Annotated in this window: 17 protein-coding genes, 1 tRNA gene and 2 pseudogenes; 14 read left to right on the top strand and 6 right to left on the bottom strand. The window is 51.3% G+C overall.

Annotated features, from left to right (window positions below; genetic code table 11):
- The first annotated feature begins 77 nt into the window (after positions 1-77).
- From H7R58_RS08535 to H7R58_RS08520, 4 genes are all read left to right on the top strand, one after another.
- Positions 78-1,109, top strand: coding sequence for an IS630-like element ISEc33 family transposase (locus tag H7R58_RS08535; RefSeq protein ID WP_001395480.1), 1,032 nt, complete (start codon positions 78-80; stop codon positions 1,107-1,109).
- On the top strand, positions 1,090-2,820 hold the full coding sequence (locus H7R58_RS08530) for an autotransporter outer membrane beta-barrel domain-containing protein (protein ID WP_182934696.1): 1,731 nt from the start codon (positions 1,090-1,092) through the stop codon (positions 2,818-2,820). The genes H7R58_RS08535 and H7R58_RS08530 overlap by 20 nt, the downstream gene beginning before the upstream one ends.
- A 465-nt stretch (positions 2,821-3,285) precedes the next feature.
- Positions 3,286-5,553, top strand: a complete 2,268-nt coding sequence (gene adiA / locus H7R58_RS08525) for an arginine decarboxylase (protein WP_106928740.1) — start codon at positions 3,286-3,288, stop codon at positions 5,551-5,553.
- 116 nt (positions 5,554-5,669) lie between these two features.
- The gene (locus H7R58_RS08520; RefSeq protein WP_182929163.1) at positions 5,670-6,200 is read left to right on the top strand and encodes a helix-turn-helix transcriptional regulator; all 531 of its coding nucleotides are present in this window, start codon (positions 5,670-5,672) and stop codon (positions 6,198-6,200) included.
- 58 nt (positions 6,201-6,258) lie between these two features.
- Here H7R58_RS08520 and H7R58_RS08515 read toward each other — a convergent pair whose 3' ends face one another.
- On the bottom strand, positions 6,259-6,825 hold the full coding sequence (locus tag H7R58_RS08515; RefSeq protein ID WP_106928743.1) for an HdeD family acid-resistance protein: 567 nt from the start codon (positions 6,823-6,825) through the stop codon (positions 6,259-6,261).
- A gap of 241 nt (positions 6,826-7,066) precedes the next feature.
- Here H7R58_RS08515 and hdeA point away from each other — a divergent pair, with 241 nt between their 5' ends.
- Positions 7,067-7,381: an acid-activated periplasmic chaperone HdeA gene (gene hdeA / locus H7R58_RS08510; protein WP_106928745.1), complete on the top strand. Its 315-nt coding sequence runs from the start codon at positions 7,067-7,069 to the stop codon at positions 7,379-7,381.
- Positions 7,382-7,712: 331 nt separating this feature from the next.
- Complete coding sequence (locus tag H7R58_RS08505) at positions 7,713-8,579, top strand: AraC family transcriptional regulator (RefSeq protein WP_182934695.1); 867 nt, start codon at positions 7,713-7,715, stop codon at positions 8,577-8,579.
- Positions 8,580-8,617: 38 nt separating this feature from the next.
- Here H7R58_RS08505 and H7R58_RS08500 read toward each other — a convergent pair whose 3' ends face one another.
- A complete protein-coding gene (locus tag H7R58_RS08500; protein WP_000019445.1) occupies positions 8,618-9,598 on the bottom strand; it encodes an IS5-like element ISKpn26 family transposase in 981 nt (326 codons plus the stop codon).
- A 195-nt stretch (positions 9,599-9,793) separates the two neighbouring features.
- Here H7R58_RS08500 and H7R58_RS08495 point away from each other — a divergent pair.
- The 4 genes and pseudogenes from H7R58_RS08495 to hdeB all read left to right on the top strand — a co-directional run.
- Positions 9,794-10,354, top strand: a pseudogene (locus tag H7R58_RS08495) (amino acid permease); the annotation flags it as partial.
- A 70-nt stretch (positions 10,355-10,424) separates the two neighbouring features.
- Positions 10,425-11,405: an IS5-like element ISKpn26 family transposase gene (locus tag H7R58_RS08490; RefSeq protein ID WP_000019445.1), complete on the top strand. Its 981-nt coding sequence runs from the start codon at positions 10,425-10,427 to the stop codon at positions 11,403-11,405.
- A 146-nt stretch (positions 11,406-11,551) separates the two neighbouring features.
- A pseudogene (locus H7R58_RS08485) lies at positions 11,552-12,331 on the top strand (amino acid permease); the annotation flags it as partial.
- Positions 12,332-12,525: 194 nt separating this feature from the next.
- Positions 12,526-12,843 (top strand): acid-activated periplasmic chaperone HdeB, encoded by a 318-nt coding sequence (hdeB, locus tag H7R58_RS08480; RefSeq protein ID WP_227674231.1) that lies wholly within the window; start codon positions 12,526-12,528, stop codon positions 12,841-12,843.
- Between the two features lie 492 nt (positions 12,844-13,335).
- Here hdeB and H7R58_RS08475 read toward each other — a convergent pair.
- Positions 13,336-13,423 (bottom strand) — tRNA-Ser (locus H7R58_RS08475).
- Between the two features lie 144 nt (positions 13,424-13,567).
- Entirely contained in the window at positions 13,568-15,187 is a 1,620-nt protein-coding gene (locus H7R58_RS08470) for an ABC transporter substrate-binding protein (protein ID WP_182929166.1), read from the bottom strand.
- 224 nt (positions 15,188-15,411) lie between these two features.
- Between H7R58_RS08470 and yccA the strand changes: the two genes are divergently transcribed.
- Positions 15,412-16,071 carry an FtsH protease modulator YccA gene (yccA, locus tag H7R58_RS08465; protein WP_106928755.1) on the top strand — a complete coding sequence of 220 codons (660 nt, stop codon included), beginning with the start codon at positions 15,412-15,414 and terminating at the stop codon, positions 16,069-16,071.
- Positions 16,072-16,160: 89 nt separating this feature from the next.
- Positions 16,161-16,490: a sulfurtransferase TusE gene (tusE, locus tag H7R58_RS08460; RefSeq protein ID WP_106928758.1), complete on the top strand. Its 330-nt coding sequence runs from the start codon at positions 16,161-16,163 to the stop codon at positions 16,488-16,490.
- Here tusE and yccX read toward each other — a convergent pair.
- Positions 16,487-16,768, bottom strand: coding sequence for an acylphosphatase (gene yccX, locus H7R58_RS08455; RefSeq protein ID WP_182929167.1), 282 nt, complete (start codon positions 16,766-16,768; stop codon positions 16,487-16,489). The two genes, tusE and yccX, sit on opposite strands and share 4 nt — an antisense overlap.
- Positions 16,769-16,895: 127 nt before the next feature.
- On the opposite strand from yccX, the gene rlmI reads away from it, so the two are divergent.
- Positions 16,896-18,086, top strand: a complete 1,191-nt coding sequence (gene rlmI / locus H7R58_RS08450) for a 23S rRNA (cytosine(1962)-C(5))-methyltransferase RlmI (RefSeq protein WP_106928763.1) — start codon at positions 16,896-16,898, stop codon at positions 18,084-18,086.
- Between the two features lie 62 nt (positions 18,087-18,148).
- Positions 18,149-18,466: a heat shock protein HspQ gene (hspQ, locus tag H7R58_RS08445; RefSeq protein WP_106928765.1), complete on the top strand. Its 318-nt coding sequence runs from the start codon at positions 18,149-18,151 to the stop codon at positions 18,464-18,466.
- A 78-nt stretch (positions 18,467-18,544) separates the two neighbouring features.
- Here the strand turns inward: hspQ and H7R58_RS08440 are convergent, their stop codons facing one another.
- A complete protein-coding gene (locus tag H7R58_RS08440; RefSeq protein ID WP_182934792.1) occupies positions 18,545-18,958 on the bottom strand; it encodes a CoA-binding protein in 414 nt (137 codons plus the stop codon).
- Between the last annotated feature and the right edge of the window lie 99 nt (positions 18,959-19,057).

Here is a 19,057-nt window from a genome sequence, read left to right as displayed (position 1 = left end):
ACTGAAAGGGAACTCAGCCCGGATTGTGCGATCTGATCAATCGCCAAACCAACCAAAATCACCAACCGGACTGAGCGATGCCGATCATAGTACCAATACCCCGTGGCGAACGACGCCTGATGCAGAAAGCTATTCATAAAACGCGTGATAAAAATCATGCCCGCAGACTCACGGCCATGCTGATGCTTCATCGGGGTGAACGGGTCAGCGATGTTGCCAGAACTCTCTGTTGTGCCCGTTCATCCGTTGGTCGCTGGATTAACTGGTTTACGCACTCAGGTATTGAAGGCCTGAAATCCTTACCCGCAGGGCGCTCCCGACGCTGGCCTTTTGAACATATCTGCACCCTGTTACGTGAGCTGATAAAGCATTCTCCCGGCGATTTTGGTTATCAACGTTCACGCTGGAGCACCGAATTACTGGCAATAAAAATCAATGAGATAACCGGTTGCCAGTTACATGCAGGAACCGTTCGCCGCTGGTTGCCATCTGCGGGGCTTGTATGGCGCAGGGCCGCGCCAACTCTGCGTATCCGTGACCCACATAAAGATGAAAAGATGGCGGTAATCCACAAAGCGCTGGATGAATGCAGCGCAGAGCATCCGGTATTTTATGAAGATGAAGTGGATATCCACCTTAATCCTAAAATCGGTGCGGACTGGCAGTTGCGCGGACAGCAGAAACGGGTAGTGACGCCGGGGCAGAACGAAAAATACTATCTGGCCGGCGCACTGCACAGTGGCACGGGTAAAGTCAGCTACGTGGGCGGCAACAGCAAAAGTTCAGCGCTGTTTATCGCTCTGCTGAAGCACCTGAAAGCCACTTACCGGCGGGCGAAAACAATCACGCTGATCGTTGATAACTACATTATCCATAAAAGCCGCGAAACACAGCGCTGGTTGAAAGCAAATCCCAAGTTCAGGGTAATTTACCAGCCGGTTTACTCGCCGTGGGTGAATCATGTGGAACGGCTATGGCAGGCACTTCATGACACGATAACCCGTAATCATCAGTGCCGCTCAATGTGGCAGTTACTGAAAAAGGTCCGCCATTTTATGGAAACCGCCAGCCCATTCCCCGGAGGAAAACATGGTCAGGCAAAAGTGTAGCGGTATTAGGCGCAGCTATTTAGCGGGCACCGCTAATAATACCGTTATTCACGGCGGCACAATGGAAGTGAATCGTACCGGCCTCGCCAACAACACGCTCATCAATAACGGCATATTACATATTTTCGGCACATCGACTCACACCACGATTAATGGCGGTCAATCCTGGTTATATACCGGGGGATTCGCTGATGGCAAAACCGAAATCAACGCCTCGGGCGAAATGCTGATGGAAGCGGGTTCTCATGCCACTGACGTTGTGATACAGGGAGGCACCCTTTCCATCACTGACCTGACGGACGATACGACAAGCTATACGGCCGCCCAGGTTGATAAGCTAACCCTGTCGGACGGTTATGTTTCCTTCCTGCGTGATAGCGAAGGAGACTACGCCGCGCTTAATATTACCGAATTAAACGGCACGGGTAATTTTCTGTTCAACGCGTCGCTGGCTGAACGTAATGCCAACTTCGTGACTATCGCGCATGGCACGGGTCATTTCGGCGTGGTCGTCATCGATTCTGGCCAAGAAATTACCGACCATACCGACCTGACCGTTAACCTGATTCACGATCGGGGCGGAGATATTGATTTCTCCATGGCGACCACAAACGGCCGCAGTACGCGGGCCGTTGATGGCGGTACCTATATGTACACCCTTCACAGCGCGCAGGATAAGGATGGACTGGACGGCGGCACCGTCTGGTATCTGGGGGCCATGACCGATGAAACAGACGGCGGTGATAACGGCGGGAGTGATGGCGGCGGCAATAGCGGAGGTGGAAATCTGGTCACGACCCCATCGACAGATGCCATTCTCAGTATGGCGAATGCCGGGCTGAGCATTCTGCGCACGGAACTCGATGCTCGCCGCGTTTATCGCACTAACCAGAATACAGAACGCAAGCGCGGCGAAGGCAACGTCTGGGGACACTACCTGGGTAAAAAGAGCGCTATCGACACCCGCAACGGCGCGGCTTATAAACTGTACCAGAACGGCTTTGTACTCGGTGGCGATCTCAATACCTCGTTTGAACGCGGCGATCTGGTGACCGGGGCGTATATGAGCGTATCCGATAACCATGTGAATCACTCGCGCGGCGGCCAGAGCAAAATTGACAGCTATGGTCTGGGCCTATACGCCACATGGTATGACAACCGAGGTTTTTACCTGGATAGCGTGATGAAAACAAACCGCCTGGGCAGCCAACTCAACGCCAGAATGACCCACGGTGGCCAGGCATCCGGTAACTGGCATCATTACAGCATCAGCTCAGCAGTGGAAGGCGGTATTATTTTTAAGCCTACCGAAAGCCTGCGCATAGCGCCCTTTACCCGCATAACGGGTAGCCATATCAACAATGCCAACATAAAACTTTCCAATGGCATGAAGGCTGAAACAGGCAAAGCTCGTTCATTCATCGCAGAAGCAGGAACGCGCGTGGGGACGCAATTGAGTCTGGGGGGAATCGCGTTTGCACCGTATCTTAGCGCAAGCGTGGAGCAAGAATTTGCTAAATCAAACCAGACCACCATTAACGGCCTTAATCGATTTGATAATAATCAGAACGGAACCTCTGGTAAGTATAGCACGGGAATCTCCGTCTCCTTTGCCCAGGATGCCGCATTCTATGGTGAAGCCAGCTATCGTCAGGGCAGCTATATTGAAGAACCTGTTCAGGGTGCGCTGGGGATCCGCATTGGGTTTTAATACTGAATACGTGACAGATCCCCTCGGCGTGTGACGGGGACTGACAGCGCGGATCGTGATTGCGTTCTTAACCCCATCCTGAATGGTATCCACACCCTGAAGGTTGCCGTACAGGGCGTAATCACGACGACGATCATCACTGACAAGCTAACCATTTTTATTTTATTGCGATGTTTTAAAGAACATCGCAATAAAATACTCACATGACGGCAATTGAAAATAAAGAGACCTACTGACCGCAGAGAATCTACGCGAACAAGATGTAATAACGTTCGGCGATCACCATTGGAGGGTCGGTGATTTATCACAAAATAGATTCAAGATTACCCTGTGATATAACGCCATAAATATCAGAATCAGCCATAAAAATAATTGCCCTGTCGATAACCTCTTCTGCTGCATTTACTCTTTTTTTTCGCTGGCGTATTACTTATCACGTCCCAACATACCGAAGAGATTAACGAGATGAGAATACTAATTGTTGAAAGCGAATTTCTACGCCAGGACACCTGGGTTGGCGCTGCCGTGCATCGCCTGGTGCAGGCACTAAGCCGTCAGGGTATTGAGGTTATGCAATCCGCCTCGCTTGACGACGGTTATGCCATTATCGCAGCCAATGAAGCCATTGACTGCCTGATGTTCAGTTATCAAATGGAAGAGCAAGATGAACACCAGCGCGTGCGCCAACTGCTCGATAAGCTTCACGAACGTCAGCAAGACGTGCCGGTATTTCTGCTCGGTGAGCGTGAGAAAGCCACCGCGCTGATTGACCCGCAACTGATGGAGCTTATCGATGAGTTTGCCTGGATTCTGGAGGATTCTGCTGACTTTATCGCCGGACGCGCCGTCGCCGCAATGAATCGTTATCGACAGCAACTTCTGCCCCCGCTGTTCTCAGCGCTGGTCAAATATAACGATATTCATGAGTACTCCTGGGCCGCACCGGGGCACCAGGGAGGCGTCGGCTTTACCAAAACGCCGGCAGGTCGCCTGTATCATGACTACTACGGTGAAAATCTGTTCCGCACCGATATGGGGATTGAACGCGCCTCTTTAGGCTCTCTGCTGGATCACACCGGTGCCTTTGGGGAAAGTGAAAAAAACGCGGCACGCGTGTTCGGAGCCGATCGCTCCTGGTCCGTCGTGGTCGGGACTTCCGGCTCGAACCGGACGATTATGCAAGCCTGCATGACCGATGATGATGTCGTGGTGATTGACCGCAACTGCCATAAATCGATCGAGCAGGGTCTGATCCTCACCGGCGCTAAACCCGTTTATATGGTGCCCAGCCGAAACCGCTATGGCATTATCGGACCTATCTACCCGCAGGAAATGCTGCCGGAAACCCTGCAGGAAAAGATTCGCACCAGCCCGCTGACACACGAGTATGCGGCGCATAAACCATCCTACAGTGTGGTGACAAACTGCACCTATGACGGCGTGTGTTATAACGCCAAAAACGCCCAGGCGCTACTGGAACAGACCAGCGATCGTATTCACTTTGATGAAGCCTGGTACGGCTACGCGCGTTTCAATCCGGTGTATCACGATCACTATGCTATGCGCGGTAATCCCGGCGACCACACCGGCCCTACCGTCTTCGCGACCCACTCCACGCATAAATTGCTCAATGCCCTCTCTCAGGCTTCCTATATTCATGTGCGCGAAGGCCGTGGCGCGGTGAACTTCTCGCGCTTCAATCAGGCCTATATGATGCATGCCACCACCTCACCGCTGTACGCCATCTGCGCATCAAACGATATTGCAGTCTCCATGATGGACGGTCATAGCGGCCTATCGCTGACTCAGGAAGTCATTGATGAGGCGGTAGATTTTCGTCAGGCGATGGCGCGTCTGTATCGCGAGTTCAGCGACAATAACGATTGGTTCTTTAAACCCTGGAACAAAGAAACGGTGATTGATCCGCAAACGGGTAAAGAAATCGCCTTCGAGGATGCCCCCGCTGAACTGCTCAGTCACGATCAGAACTGCTGGATTATGCGTCCAGGAGAACGCTGGCACGGTTTTAAAGATCTGCCGGATGACTGGAGCATGCTGGATCCTATCAAGGTCAGTATCCTCGCCCCTGGCATGGGGGATGACGGCAACTTGCTGGAAAGCGGCGTACCAGCTGCGCTGGTCACCGCCTGGCTTGGCCGTCACGGTATCGTGCCAACCCGCACCACCGACTTCCAGATAATGTTCCTCTTTTCAATGGGTATTACCCGCGGGAAATGGGGTACGCTCATTAACACGCTGTGCTCCTTTAAACGCCATTATGATAGCAATGCCCCGCTGTCACAGGTCATGCCGGAACTGAGCAATCAGTATCCGAAAACTTATGCGGCAATGGGCATGCGTGATTTGGGCGATAAAATGTTTGCCTGGTTGAAAAGCAATAACCCGGGAGCCAGTCTTAATGCTGCCTACGCGTCGCTGCCAGAAGCCATGATGACGCCGCGCGATGCGTATCAGGCTATTGTCTCTGATAACGTTGAAATGGTGGCGATTGAACGGCTAGAAAAACGCATTGCCGCCAATTCCGTGATTCCTTATCCGCCAGGCATTCCTATGCTGCTTTCCGGAGAAAACTTCGGTGACAGCAATAGCCCACAGATTGCCTATTTGCGTGCTTTGCAGTCCTGGGATCACGAGTTCCCTGGTTTCGAACATGAAACAGAAGGAACAGAAATTATTGAGGGCATTTACCACGTGATGTGCATAAAGGCCTGAGGCCATTAACGGCTTTTTATATGAAATCTAAAAGCCCGGAAATGTCATTAGTTTAAATCCTGAGTCTCATTTTTGCGCGGGTCGCCCCGCGCTTTTTTCAGTCATGGAGTCAGTTTATGATTTTTATGGTCACCAAAGATGAATTCCTGTATCAGGGGGTGGCACATTTGTTCAATAATGAAAACGTCATCAGAATAGAACGTGTACCTGATATCGAGCGGCAGATGACGGATTCCACCGCCAAAATGATTATTGATGTCTATCACAATCATGTTATTGACGATAATGCCGTCAAGATCATTCAGTCACTCAATATCGACCGTATTGTCGTGCTGGCACCGTTTCATATCAGTAAGATAAAATGCCGATCGCCGCTGTTTTTCATAAATAGAAAAATGCCGCTGGCAAACTGGCCCGCACTATTGGCCAGCGGCGGAACATCCTATCGCAAACCCAAAATAGGTTTCTCACACAATCAATTCAAAATTGTCAGCTATGTTTTGCATGAGGAAGATAATGATGGCATCGCTTCTGCGTTAAACATCTCCGGAAACACGCTACGCAGCCAGAAGTTTAACATTATGCTTAAGCTAAAACTTCGCAGGATGAGTGACATCGCCACGCTCAGTATCTCTCCGTACTTCTGAATGTGGTCTGTCACGCATGATCTACCCGCCCTCGGGTAGATCATTAACCGTCGGTTTATTATTTTGTGAACAAGCGCACCAGTGACCAACAGCCCATCGCACTCACCATCAGTTCAATTCCCACCACCAGCGAAACCATCACTACCGACGCCTGCGGTGCGGCGCCGATAAAGCACCAGGCAATTAGCAGGTCAAGCACGCCAATCACGATCTGCAGCCAGCGGCCTTTAACCTGACGATGGTTAAACCAGTCCATAATGCGAATGACCCCACCAAGCGCAAACAGGCAAGCGAGAAAACTGGCTATCGTAAACAAACCAAACGCGGGTGCGGTAATAAAAAGGTATCCCATGACGGCGTAAGCGATACAAATAAGAACACCAGAGACCACCGGCCAAAAATTATGCAACCGATTTTTTATCATAATGGCCGCATAGGCAATACAGCTGCAGATCAGCACGATGCCCAAAATCATGGCCAGAATTTCTCCTGAAATAAAGGGGTATACAATGAGCAGCACGCCGGAGATAAACATCAAAACGGCAATAATTCTTAGCAGATTTTTTTGTTTTTCGAGCATTTGCACATCGAGTTTAGCAATAATTTCCTGATTGATATTTAACACACTACACCTCTAAAAAATGAATAAGAGCACAGTGTAAATTTACAACAAAAAGGGATGACCAGATAAAACCAATTTAATAAAATATTCTGATATCAGACTCTTAAAATAAAATTAAGCAAATGAATTACAAGAATTTTTTAAAATGTAGCATGCATTTTAAAAATAACTGATACTCTGTTCCTCGGCACCGCTAGTGATATAATTTCGCGGTGTCGTTAACTGTGTTATTGAGGATTAAATGATGAAGAAAATATCCGGTATTATTCTCGGTAGTCTACTGTTGATCCCGGTCCTGGGTCAGGCGGCTGAAAACCAAAAACCCGTCAACACCTGGACCTGTGAAGATTTTCTGGCCCTCGACTCCACTTTCCAGCCTACCGCTGTGGGTTTTGCCGAAGCTTTAAACAATAAGGACAAACCGGAAGACGCGGTGATGGATGTTAAAGGCATTGAAACCGTCACTCCGGCCATCGTGCAGGCCTGCACCGAGAATCATAAAGCCAGCTTCAAGGAAAAAGTAAAAAGCGAATGGGACAAGCTTAAAAAACATATTTAATGAATAAAATTTCAGTTAAGTCTGAACTGACTTAGCGGATTGTTCAACAGGGGTGAATTCCCGGCACGATAAACATATCACCCCTGCTGATAAAATTTAAAGTTAGAAATACTTATCTATTTTACAGATACCGACCATTCCCTTGACCGGCCCTTTTCCCTTTCCAGTTGTGTCAATAAAAATTGACACTATCAATTCATCTATCACAATTGCCATTATCATTAGTTCGTGTATTTTATGCCTGCCCCTGATTCATCATACAATTCATTTTTAACCTCAATATACATCCTTTGTTTTGAGGTTTTTTTGTTCGTATCTCTGGAGTGCGTGTATGAGACTGAATAGCAGTGCCCCCTGCGTTGTTGTATTAACAGAAGATGACGTTGCCGTAAATATTAACGACAACACATCCCTGGTATTACCGGCAAATCATCTTAACATTATAGCCTGCAACAATAACGTGATTGATTTTTCCTACCTGGATAATGCCCTCGTCGCACACATGAGCCGTGAGGTTTTGAATGATTATTTACTCTTTTTGAATAGAGATTTGACGCAGGTTTCGCCATGGCCAAGACAGGCAATTTCCGTTATCTCCTGTCATTGCCGGACGCCAGAGATCTTCCGTGAGGCAGCGTTACATAGCGTGCTCAAAACCAGCGACAGATGCGAAATTGAACGTACCCGGTCATTGCTCTTTACCGTTTTGTCTCTCTTTCTCGATAGCCCGGGCTTCATTTCACTGATCATGCAAATGCTGAGAAATAGCGTTAAAGAGAGCGTTTATCAGATTATCCAGAGTGATATTCAAAAAGAGTGGAATCTAAGTCTGGTGGCCAGCGCGCTCTGCCTGAGCCCAAGCTTGTTAAAAAAGAAGCTGAAAAGTGAGGACACCAGCTACAGTCAGATAATAACCGACTGCCGTATGCGCTATGCTGCTCAGCAGCTGCTCATCGCGGAAAAAAATATTTCACAGATCTCGCAATTATGTGGTTATCGCAGTACATCCTATTTTATATCCGTTTTTAAGACCTTTTACGGCATGACACCATTACATTATGTCACACAGCATCGCCAACAATGTGTTAGGGAAGGTGCGAATAAGCAGGTCATTTCTTCCCAAGCTGACTCGCTGATTAAAATTTCGCGGATCTGGGCCGATTTTTTTCCCGCAAACACATCGAATCAGCCTATTTAGGCTATTTTTTCCACCATTTCTGGCGTTATTTCCGGTTTTTACTGAGATCTCTCCCACTGACGTATCATTTGGTCCACCCGAAACAGGTTGGCCAGGGTGAATAACATCGCCAGTTGGTTATCGTTTTTCAGCAGCCCCTTGTATCTGGCTTTCACGAAGCCGAACTGCCGCTTGATGATGCGAAACGGGTGCTCCACCCTGGCACGGATGCTGGCTTTCATGTATTCGATGTTGATGGCCGTTTTGTTCTTGCGCGGATGCTGCTTCAAGGTTTTTACCTTGCCGGGACGCTCGGCGATCAGCCAGTCCACATCCACCTCGGCCAGCTCCTCGCGCTGTGGCGCTCCTTGGTAGCCGGCATCGGCTGAGACAAATTGCTCCTCTCCATGAAGCAGATTACCCAGCTGATTGAGGTCATGCTCGTTGGCCGCGGTGGTGACTAGGCTGTGGGTCAGGCCACTCTTGGCATCGACACCAATGTGGGCCTTCATGCCAAAGTGCCACTGATTGCCTTTCTTGGTCTGATGCATCTCCGGATCGCGTTGCTGCTCTTTGTTCTTGGTAGAGCTGGGTGCCTCAATGATGGTGGCATCCACCAAAGTGCCTTGGGTCATCATGACGCCTGCTTCGGCCAGCCAGCGATTGATGGTCTTGAACAATTGACGGGCCAGTTGATGCTGCTCGAGCAGGTGGCGGAAATTCATGATGGTGGTGCGATCCGGCAGGGCGCTATCCAGGGATAATCGGGCAAACAGGCGCATGGAGGCGATTTCGTACAGGGCATCTTCCATGGCACCGTCGCTCAGGTTGTACCAATGCTGCATGCAGTGAATACGCAGCATGGTCTCCAGCGGATAGGGCCGTCGGCCATTGCCCGCCTTGGGATAAAACGGCTCGATGACAGCGGTCATATTCTGCCATGGCAGAATCTGCTCCATGCGGGAGAGGAAAATCTCTTTTCGGGTCTGACGGCGCTTAGTGCTGAATTCACTATCGGCGAAGGTGAGTTGATGGCTCATGATGTCCCTCTGGGATGCGCTCCGGATGAATATGATGATCTCATATCAGGAACTTGTTCGCACCTTCCCTAGCGCCTGAGAAGATTAAGATATTAGCCATAATAATACCCACAACGGACATACCCCCCTGCGGCGACTAAAACGATAGCGGCAATACGTTATTATCTCCGTCGAATTAAATTCAGGAGAAATACTATGTCGAGCGACGCTGATGCAAACAAAGTGGGCCTTATTCCGGTAACTCTGATGGTCTCCGGGAATATCATGGGCTCAGGGGTTTTTCTACTACCCGCTAACCTGGCAGCAACCGGCGGAATTGCTATCTATGGATGGCTTGTCACCATCATCGGCGCGCTAGCGCTGTCAATGGTATATGCCAAAATGTCGTCCCTGGACACCAGTCCCGGCGGTTCTTACGCCTATGCCCGCCGCTGCTTTGGGCCTTTTTTAGGTTACCAGACCAACGTTCTGTACTGGCTTGCCTGCTGGGTGGGAAATATTGCCATGGTGGTGATTGGGGTGGGCTATCTGAGCTACTTCTTCCCCATTCTCAAAGACCCAATGGTGTTGACGGTCACCTGTGTAGCAGTGCTCTGGATATTCGTTCTGCTCAATATCGTCGGGCCTAAAATGATCACCCGCGTGCAGGCCATTGCAACCGTGCTGGCGCTAATCCCTATCGTCGGCATTGCCCTCTTTGGCTGGTTCTGGTTTAAAGGGGAAACCTATATGTCTGCCTGGAACGTCAGTGGACTTAGGGAAGGTGCGAACAAGTTCCTGATATGAGATCATCATATTCATCCGGAGCGCATCCCAGAGGGACATCATGAGCCATCAACTCACCTTCGCCGATAGTGAATTCAGCACTAAGCGCCGTCAGACCCGAAAAGAGATTTTCCTCTCCCGCATGGAGCAGATTCTGCCATGGCAGAATATGACCGCTGTCATCGAGCCGTTTTATCCCAAGGCGGGCAATGGCCGACGGCCCTATCCGCTGGAGACCATGCTGCGTATTCACTGCATGCAGCATTGGTACAACCTGAGCGACGGTGCCATGGAAGATGCCCTGTACGAAATCGCCTCCATGCGCCTGTTTGCCCGATTATCCCTGGATAGCGCCCTGCCGGATCGCACCACCATCATGAATTTCCGCCACCTGCTCGAGCAGCATCAACTGGCCCGTCAATTGTTCAAGACCATCAATCGCTGGCTGGCCGAAGCAGGCGTCATGATGACCCAAGGCACTTTGGTGGATGCCACCATCATTGAGGCACCCAGCTCTACCAAGAACAAAGAGCAGCAACGCGATCCGGAGATGCATCAGACCAAGAAAGGCAATCAGTGGCACTTTGGCATGAAGGCCCACATTGGTGTCGATGCCAAGAGTGGCCTGACCCACAGCCTAGTCACCACCGCGGCCAACGAGCATGACCTCAATCAGCTGGGTAATCTGCTTCATGGAGAGGAGCAATTTGTCTCAGCCGATGCCGGCTACCAAGGAGCGCCACAGCGCGAGGAGCTGGCCGAGGTGGATGTGGACTGGCTGATCGCCGAGCGTCCCGGCAAGGTAAAAACCTTGAAGCAGCATCCGCGCAAGAACAAAACGGCCATCAACATCGAATACATGAAAGCCAGCATCCGTGCCAGGGTGGAGCACCCGTTTCGCATCATCAAGCGGCAGTTCGGCTTCGTGAAAGCCAGATACAAGGGGCTGCTGAAAAACGATAACCAACTGGCGATGTTATTCACCCTGGCCAACCTGTTTCGGGTGGACCAAATGATACGTCAGTGGGAGAGATCTCAGTAAAAACCGGAAATAACGCCAGAAATGGTGGAAAAAATAGCCTAAATAGGCTGATTCGATGTGTTTGCGGGAAAAAAATCGGCCCAGATCCGCGAAATTTTAATCAGCGAGTCAGCTTGGGAAGAAATGACCTGCTTATTCGCACCTTCCTTAGCACCTTCGGAGCGATCCAAAGTACGCTCAGCGTAACGCTATGGTCCTTTATCGGCGTAGAAAGCGCTTCAGTCGCCGCTGGCGTGGTGAAAAACCCAAAACGTAACGTACCGATCGCCACTATCGGTGGCGTACTGATTGCCGCCGTCTGTTATGTGCTATCGACCAGCGCCATTATGGGCATGATCCCCAATGCCGCCCTGCGACTTTCCGCTTCTCCCTTCGGCGACGCCGCGCGCCTGGCGCTTGGCAACACCGCTGGGGCAATCGTCTCATTTTGTGCCGCAGCGGGTTGCCTTGGCTCCCTCGGCGGGTGGACATTGCTGGCGGGTCAAACCGCAAAAGCAGCGGCCGATGATGGCCTGTTTCCCCCTATTTTCTCTCGCGTGAACCAGGCCGGCACGCCGGTGGCCGGATTACTGATCGTGGGCGTGCTGATGACCCTTTTCCAGTTCAGCAGCATTTCGCCTAACGCGGCAAAAGAGTTTGGTCTGGTCTCTTCGGTCTCGGTCATTTTCACCCTTGTGCCGTATCTGTATACCTGCGCAGCGCTGCTGCTGCTCGGTCACGGCCACTTTGGGAAAGCACGACCGCTGTACTTGTTCGTCACCTTTATCGCCTTTGTTTACTGTATCTGGGCCGTCGTGGGCTCCGGTGCAAAAGAGGTGATGTGGTCATTCGTCACCTTAATGGTTATTACTGCATTCTATGCGCTTAACTATAACCGTATTCATAAAAATCCCTATCCGTTAGATGCGCCAACCGACAAGGCATAACGAGATAGAAGAGAAATTGACGACCTATTTTGTCTACAGAAAATAGTAAGATGAGCGCCAAAAAATATCGCTAATGGCTATTTTTACGCATTCATGCCCCAGATTTTTTTTGGCGCGCTATTATCGCCCTGCCCGACATATCAAGTATTGTCGGTCACCGCAGCATCTCAATATTTATTATGGAGTCTATTATGATCAACAGATTTAAACTATCCACTATCGGTATTATCGCTACGGCACTTCTGGCTACCGCTGGGGTTAACGCCGTGGCCAAAGAAGTGACGCCGAAAAATATGAGCTGTCAAGAATTTATCGACCTCAACCCACAAACCATGGCACCCGTAGCCTTCTGGATGCTGAATCAAGATGTTGATTTTAAAGGCGGTGACTACGTTGACTTCAATGAAACCGAAACGACGGCGGTCCCCCTCACTCTTGAAATTTGTCAAAAACGCCCACAGAGCACGCTGAAAGATATTAAAGACACAGTAAAACAAGAACTAAAAAAATAATCACCTTTTTATTATGAGATAACGAGGTATAGAACAACGAATGGCTCATATTATGAGAATATGAGCCGAAATTAAACATCGATGCTGCAGCGTGATCGCTTTGCGTAAAATTAATTATAATCGGCCCTGTCGCATAGAATAAAATATATTATCGCGAGAAAATATTATTAATATTTTCTTTCCCGCCAGATTAGGCACAGATATTCCTGTTGCCATTTAATATCAACTATCTTGTCTCAGCGCATCCATTATTTTAGTTAGGTTACGCCTTGCTCAAGATTTGACGATACCAACGTTGCTTGTCCCTCGCTCACGTCAAGGCAGTTAATCGTTTTGAAATGGATAGAAAAGTCTGTATACCGACACAGCTGATCATTTCGCTGCTGACAAAAGAAGAAGAGTTGATGAGGGGATAAAGCGAGAAACGTGATGGCAGCGATACCAACAGCCAAAGCAAAAAGGGGTTACCTTTCGGTAACCCCTTTTCTGATTTGGCGGAAGCGTAGAGATTCGAACTCTAGAACCCTTTCGGGTCGCCGGTTTTCAAGACCGGTGCCTTCAACCGCTCGGCCACGCTTCCAATGAGGCGCACTATAAACATCCCGAACGGACCTGTAAAGCACCAAAACGTTCGTTTGCCTGAAAAACAGCCAAAAAGTTGTTATTCGTCTGAAAAAACAACAAAATGGCTAGTTTTAAAACGCTTTTCCCGCCCTCATCCTGCTTAATGTTTTTTGATAAACATATCTTTGGTGTAGTAGTACCCCAAGCGATCGGGGGTAAATCCCCCTACCCACGGTTTCACGAGGTGCGTACGCACGTAGTGATAGACCGGGATTGCGGGGACATCGCGAGCCAGCAGATCTTCAGCCTTCTGGTAATCGCGAGCGCGCTGGGCGACATCCTGCGTTTTCGCCGCATCGCGCAGCGCCGCATCATAGTCCGGGTTACTGTATTTAGCGGTGTTCTCGCTGTCGCCGGTACGGAAGGTGTTCAGGAAGGTTGAAGCGTCGTCGTAGTCGGCAATCCACGCATAGCGCACCACGTCAAAATTACCGGTGTGCATCGTGTCCAGCATGGTCTTCCACTCCTGGTTTTGCAGCTTCGCCTCAACGCCAAGATTTTTCTTCCACATTGAAGACGCGGCAATCGCCACGCGCTGGTGTGATTCCGAGGTGTTATACAGCAGATTAAACGACAGCGGATGCGCCTCACTGAACCCGGCCTCCGCCAGCAGCTTCTTCGCTTCAGCAATACGTTTTTCACGCGGCCAGCTTGCATAGTCAGGCCCGTTCAGCTTCACACCGCCAATCTCCGGTTGGCTTATGACCCACGCCGGACGCTGCCCCTGCCCCATGACCTTTTCAGCAATAATGTCTTTATCCAGCGCCATATTCAGCGCACGACGGACGCGCGCATCGTTAAACGGCGCTTTGGTGGTATTGAACTCGTAATAGTAGGTAGCCAGCTGCGGCGATACATCCACCTCATCGCCCAGCGTTTTCTTCAGTTGGCTGAACTGGTTTATTGGCAGCGTATACACAATATCAACCTCACCCGCCTTATAGCGGTTGACGTCCGCCGCTTCGGAACGGATAGGCAAATAGGTCACTTTATTGATCACCGTATGCTTATCGTCCCAGTAACGTGGGTTACGTTCGGCGACAATGCGCTCGTTAACCACCCATTGCGACAGGTGATAGGCGCCACTGCCGACAAAATGCTCCGGCTTCACCCATTTATCACCGTAGCGGCCGATCAGTACTTTATCCAACGGCACCATCGACGGGTGCGCCAGCATAGCAAGGAACGCCGAGGTAGGCTGCGTCAGCGTCACTTCCAGCGTAGTATCGTTGATAGCCTTAACGCCAAGGGTATCCGGCGTTTTTTTGCCCAGCGCGATATCGGCAGCATTGACGATGTGCATATTGCCAGGATAGCTGGCGTACGGCGACGCGGTCGTCGGCGTGACCAAACGCTGCCAGCTCCACACGATATCCTGCGCGGTTATCGCCGAACCGTCCGACCAGACGATCCCCGGGCGCAGATGGAAGGTCCAGACCGTGTTGTCTTTATTCTCCCAGGATTCTGCCAGCCGCGGCTCGATGCTGCCGTCCGGTTTTACCGCCACCAGACCGTCAAACAGGTCGCTGATAATATTGAACTCAACGTCGCTTTCCACTTTATGCGGGTCGAGTGACGCCGGTTCATTGCCGTTACTGCGAACCAGCTCCTGTTTGTCGGCAAGTGGGGTTCCCTCCGGCACGGTTGCCGCCTGCGCCGCCCCCGCCAGACCCATTGCCAGAAATACCGTCGTGATGGAGTTATGTTTGTATAATTTCATTTCCATTGCCTTGTTGTTATTACCCTTTTCACTGTTGACACAGACACGCATTAACGCAAGTTCTTTCAATAACCTATAAGAGATTGATCTCGCTCTTTGGCGCAGAATGAGGTGATTCTGTGACGCGCTCAAAGTCTGAGTAAAGATGGGTAAAAACATTTGGGAATAAAGAAGAGTTTTCTTATGCTGAGCCACTAATAACATCTGTCATAAGAGAGTGACTCATGGATCGCATAATTACTTCATCGCGTGACCGCTCATCACTGCTGAGCACGCACAAAGTCCTGCGTAATACCTACTTCCTGCTGAGCCTGACGCTGGCATTTTCCGCTATTACCGCAACCGCCAGCACCGTGCTGGGGCTGCCGTCGCCGGGCCTGATTCTGACGCTGGTTGGTATGTACGGCCTGATGTTCCTGACCTATAAAACGGCAGATAAACCGGTGGGTATTCTGTCCGCGTTCGCCTTTACCGGCTTCCTGGGCTATATCCTTGGGCCCATCCTGAACGCCTACCTGTCTGCGGGCATGGGTGACGTGATCGGCATGGCGCTGGGCGGCACCGCGCTGGTGTTCTTCAGCTGCTCGGCCTACGTGCTGACCACCCGTAAAGACATGTCCTTCCTCGGCGGTATGCTGATGGCCGGTATCGTGGTGGTGCTGATCGGTATGGTGGCCAATATCTTCCTGCAGCTGCCTGCACTGCACCTGGCGATTAGCGCGGTGTTTATCCTGATCTCCTCCGGGGCAATCCTGTTCGAGACCAGTAACATCATCCGCGGTGGTGAAACCAACTATATCCGTGCGACGGTGAGCCTGTACGTTTCGCTGTACAACATCTTCATCAGCCTGTTAAGCATTCTGGGCTTCGCCAGCCGCGATTAAGGCTTAACGCTTCAGTCTCCAGGGCCTCGCTTATGCGGGGCCTTTTTATTTGCTACACTTCCCGCCATCTGTTTGTTGTGTGAAAAATTATGCTTATCTACGAAAACATCGAAATTGAGACCGATAGCGAAGGCTATCTCAAAGACACCACGCAGTGGAGTGAAGGGCTGGCTCAGGCGATTGCCGCCAACGAAGGGATTGAACTGAGCCCTGAACATTGGGAAGTGGTGCGCTTCGTGCGCGAATTTTACCTGGAATTCAACACCTCACCGGCCATCCGTATGCTGGTTAAAGCCATGGCGAATACCTTTGGCGAGGAGAAAGGCAACAGCCGCTATTTGTACCGCCTGTTCCCAAAAGGCCCGGCTAAACAGGCGACGAAAATTGCCGGCCTGCCTAAACCGGTAAAATGTATTTAATAGCGAATACTGAACTTGCTCCACGCCTTATCGGGTTGGTGAGGTTCCGCCCGGACTTTATCAACCCGCGCGCTACGTGGCCCACCGGCTTTTAACCAGGCCAGTAGCTGCTCTACCTGCTCGCTTTTGCCGCAGGCAACCACCTCGACGCTGCCATCGTCCAGATTCAACGCATAGCCGCTTAGCCCCAGGCGCTGCGCCTCCTGCTGGGTAAAAAAACGAAAACCCACACCCTGCACCTTGCCGTAGACCCAGCAGATCACACATTTATCCATCATGCTTCCTCCTGTATATACCCCAACTGTAGCGCCAATTCTCCCCACATTCTTCCGCCGCGCGTTGCATTTGTGCGGGGAAGTCGGGAAAATGCAGCCTGATTCCCTCAAACAGCCAGATAAATAAACTATGAGTGTACGTTTAGTGTTAGCCAAAGGGCGCGAAAAATCATTGCTGCGCCGCCATCCCTGGGTCTTTTCCGGCGCGGTCGCCCGCATGGAAGGCAAAGCCAGCCTCGGAGAGACCATTGATATTGTCGATCATCAGGGTAAATGGTTAGCCCGCGGCGCATACTCTCCCGCTTCGCAGATCCGCGCGCGCGTCTGGACGTTTGACGCCCATGAAAGCATCGATATCGATTTCTTCGTCCGTCGCCTTCAGCAGGCACAAAGCTGGCGCGACTGGCTGGCGAAAAAAGACGGGCTGGACAGCTACCGTCTGATCGCCGGTGAATCCGATGGCCTGCCGGGCGTCACCATTGACCGTTTCGGTAACTTCCTCGTATTACAACTGCTGAGCGCCGGTGCGGAATATCAGCGCGCCGCCCTCATCAGCGCCCTGCAAACCCTCTATCCGGAATGCGCTATCTACGATCGCAGCGACGTGGCGGTGCGTAAAAAAGAAGGTATGGAGCTGACCCAGGGCCCGGTCACCGGCGAACTGCCGCCAGCCCTGCTGCCCATCGAAGAACACGGCATGAAGCTGCTGGTCGATATTCAGGGCGGCCACAAAACCGGCTACTATCTTGACCAGCGCGACAGCCGCCTTGCCACCCGTCGTTACGTGGAAGACAAGCGCGTTCTCAACTGTTTCTCCTACACCGGCGGCTTTGCGGTTTCTGCCCTGATGGGCGGCTGTCGCCAGGTCACCAGCGTTGATACCTCGCAGGAAGCGCTGGACGTGGCGCGCCAGAATGTTGAGCTGAATAAACTCGATCTCAGCAAAGCCGAGTTCGTGCGTGACGACGTTTTCAAACTGCTGCGCAAATACCGCGATCAGGGGGAGAAATTCGACGTTATCGTGATGGACCCGCCGAAATTCGTCGAGAATAAAAGCCAGCTAATGGGTGCCTGCCGCGGCTATAAGGACATCAATATGCTGGCTATCCAGCTGCTGAATCCAGGCGGCGTACTGCTAACCTTCTCCTGCTCCGGCCTGATGACGTCAGATTTATTCCAGAAAATCATCGCCGATGCCGCTGTGGATGCCGGTCGTGATGTACAATTTATAGAGCAGTTCCGTCAGGCAGCCGATCACCCGGTGATTGCGACGTACCCGGAAGGACTGTACCTGAAAGGATTTGCCTGCCGCGTCATGTAACTTGAAAAGCGAAATGGTGTCTATATATCTAGAGAGAGGCCATTTCCCGGGAGGTGAGTATGATGATGACCAGCAAATTCGGTATCGGCCAGCAGGTGCGTCACTCCCTGCTGGGCTATCTGGGCGTGGTGGTGGATATCGACCCGGTATACTCGCTCGACGATCCTGAACCCGACGATCTGGCGGCTAACGACGAACTGCGCGCGTTGCCGTGGTATCACGTGGTGATGGAAGACGACGAAGGCCAGCCGGTGCATACCTACCTGGCCGAAGCCCAGTTAAGCAGCGAGCCGCGCGAGGATCATCCGGAACAACCCACGATGGATGAACTGGCGCGTACTATCCGCCGGCAGCTACAGGCCCCACGGCTGCGTAACTGACTGCCGCATCAAAAAACCCCGCGCTGCGGGGTTTTTTATTTACAGCGCAACCGGGCTTCTCTCTTTGCCCAGCCCCCGCTATTTTGCGAGCCCTAAGCGCGGAATTTGGATTGCCGGGCAGCGGTCCATCACCACGTTTAACCCCGCATTGCGCGCCAGTACGGCAGCTTGTTCATTGATGACACCGAGCTGCATCCACAACGTTTTCGCCCCGATGGCGATAGCTTCCTGCGCGACGCCCCACGCGGCCTCTGAATTACGGAAGACGTCCACCATGTCCACTTTCTCTGGCACCTCGGCAAGGGTTGCATAGCCTTGCTGCCCGAGCAGGGTTTTACCGCCCACCTTCGGCGAAACCGGAATGACGTGGTAGCCCTGATCTAACAGGTATTTCATCACCCGATAGCTCGGGCGGTCAGGTTTGTCGCTGGCGCCTACCAACGCGATGGTACGGGTGCTGGTCAAAATGCTGGCAATATCGTTTTCAGTCATCATTATCCTCCTGGCCAATAACTTAAGTGTACGCGAGTCCGCTAATGTCGCGCGTCAAATTTTTGCCAATCAGCGCTTGCAGCCTGAGTCGCATGCAGT

Origin of the sequence: Klebsiella sp. WP4-W18-ESBL-05 (assembly GCF_014169075.1) — a bacterium.
Lineage (GTDB): Bacteria > Pseudomonadota > Gammaproteobacteria > Enterobacterales > Enterobacteriaceae > Kluyvera > Kluyvera ascorbata_B.
The sequence above is the reverse complement of the archived record's forward strand: the minus strand, read 5'-3'. Positions and strand labels throughout refer to the sequence as shown.

Bases quoted from the DNA above. Each gene is read 5' to 3' on its own strand.
- H7R58_RS08500 (WP_000019445.1), bottom strand. From the start codon at position 9,598: ATGAGCCATCAACTCACCTTCGCCGATAGTGAATTCAGCACTAAGCGC.
- H7R58_RS08530 (WP_182934696.1), top strand. From the start codon at position 1,090: ATGGTCAGGCAAAAGTGTAGCGGTATTAGGCGCAGCTATTTAGCGGGC.
- H7R58_RS08535 (WP_001395480.1), top strand. From the start codon at position 78: ATGCCGATCATAGTACCAATACCCCGTGGCGAACGACGCCTGATGCAG.
- yccX (WP_182929167.1), bottom strand. From the start codon at position 16,768: ATGATGGATAAATGTGTGATCTGCTGGGTCTACGGCAAGGTGCAGGGT.
- hdeA (WP_106928745.1), top strand. From the start codon at position 7,067: ATGAAGAAAATATCCGGTATTATTCTCGGTAGTCTACTGTTGATCCCG.
- H7R58_RS08470 (WP_182929166.1), bottom strand. From the start codon at position 15,187: ATGAAATTATACAAACATAACTCCATCACGACGGTATTTCTGGCAATG.
- H7R58_RS08505 (WP_182934695.1), top strand. From the start codon at position 7,713: ATGAGACTGAATAGCAGTGCCCCCTGCGTTGTTGTATTAACAGAAGAT.
- adiA (WP_106928740.1), top strand. From the start codon at position 3,286: ATGAGAATACTAATTGTTGAAAGCGAATTTCTACGCCAGGACACCTGG.
- tusE (WP_106928758.1), top strand. From the start codon at position 16,161: ATGCTTATCTACGAAAACATCGAAATTGAGACCGATAGCGAAGGCTAT.
- rlmI (WP_106928763.1), top strand. From the start codon at position 16,896: ATGAGTGTACGTTTAGTGTTAGCCAAAGGGCGCGAAAAATCATTGCTG.
- hspQ (WP_106928765.1), top strand. From the start codon at position 18,149: ATGATGACCAGCAAATTCGGTATCGGCCAGCAGGTGCGTCACTCCCTG.
- H7R58_RS08520 (WP_182929163.1), top strand. From the start codon at position 5,670: ATGATTTTTATGGTCACCAAAGATGAATTCCTGTATCAGGGGGTGGCA.
- yccA (WP_106928755.1), top strand. From the start codon at position 15,412: ATGGATCGCATAATTACTTCATCGCGTGACCGCTCATCACTGCTGAGC.
- H7R58_RS08490 (WP_000019445.1), top strand. From the start codon at position 10,425: ATGAGCCATCAACTCACCTTCGCCGATAGTGAATTCAGCACTAAGCGC.
- H7R58_RS08440 (WP_182934792.1), bottom strand. From the start codon at position 18,958: ATGACTGAAAACGATATTGCCAGCATTTTGACCAGCACCCGTACCATC.